General features: G+C 33.1%; 1 protein-coding gene. It reads right to left on the bottom strand.

What is annotated here, in order from left to right; translation table 11 throughout:
• Positions 1-253: 253 nt before the first annotated feature.
• The coding region (locus tag QQK25_RS24595; protein WP_284190009.1) for a group II intron reverse transcriptase/maturase at positions 254-1325 on the bottom strand (1072 nt) is incomplete at its 5' end.

Genomic DNA, 1325 nt, shown 5'->3' with positions numbered 1-1325 from the left:
TAGAAAATTTTCTTATTAAAAAAAGAAAGAAAAAAATCCCCCCCCAAACCGTGCTTGCATTTTTCATTGCACACGGCTTTCTCCATGTATACATCTAAAACTAAGTTCCCTAAAAGGAACTCTCTACAAAAGTAGAATACTCAGCAGATTCACCTACTACGGCATAGTCTAAGCATTTCATATTCGAAATCCATTCAAGTTTTTGAATCTTATTTCTTTTCAAATTCAATTACAATGATAGGATAACCTATAATTATTCACTGGCCAAGTCATGAATACGAATAATATCCAAATACCAAATACGCTCACTATCTAACCTATGGGAAGCCGCAAAAGAATATTTTGGAAAGATCAAAGAAAGAACTTCTTCTTCTTCCATAAAGAATTCTTCCAGCAATTCCGAGCCTAATCTTTTCAAAAACGACCGCACACTACTTTTGTGTTTACGAGCCAAAGTTCTAGCACACGAAAGACGAAGTATATACTTTATTCGGTACAAACTCTTTTTTTTTGAAGACCCGCCGTAATAATGAGAAAGATTTCTGGATATCCTACCAAATCGATCAATAATATCAGAATCTAATGAATCCGCCCAAGCTGGCTTACTAAGAGGATGCCCCAAAACATTACAAAATTTAGCTTTAGCCAAAGATCCAATTAAACGAGTAATAGGAACTATGCTATCAAACTTCTTAAACGAGATATCTATAAAAAAAATTTTTTCTAGAATTTGACTCCTTACGACTAAAGGATTGAGTCGTACACATAAAAAATATCCCAGAAAAAAAGGGGCATGATTGGATAATTGATTTACATGAATCCTGTCTGGTTGAGACCAGAAGGAAAAAACATATTGCCAGAACATTACAAAGTAATACTTCCATTTCTTCATGAAAAGAGAATTCTGCTTTGAAATCAAAATGGATTTTCCTTGATATCTGACATAATGCACGAAAGGATCCCTGAACAACCATGGGTTGTTATGAAAATCGTTGTGAATAACTACTAGAAGATGTTCTATTTTGTGATAGAAATGGATTCGCTCAAAGAAAGAGCGATAGGATATTGATTCTATATAAGAAGATTGTTTACGGAGAAACCGAAATATAGATTCACATTTATACATGTGAGAATTATATAGGAAAATAAATAATCTTCTATTTTCTTTTGAAAATAAAAAAATGTATTGATTTTGACTGATAATACGATTCCAATTACAATACTCATAGAGAAAAAATCGCAATAAATGCAAAGAGGGAGCATCTTGTATCCAAGAACGAAGAGCTTGAACCAAGAGTTCAAGATGGCTGGGATAAGGTATTAGT

The organism is Zoogloea oryzae (assembly GCF_030161255.1).
Lineage (GTDB): Bacteria > Pseudomonadota > Gammaproteobacteria > Burkholderiales > Rhodocyclaceae > Zoogloea > Zoogloea oryzae.
The sequence above is the reverse complement of the archived record's forward strand: the minus strand, read 5'-3'. Positions and strand labels throughout refer to the sequence as shown.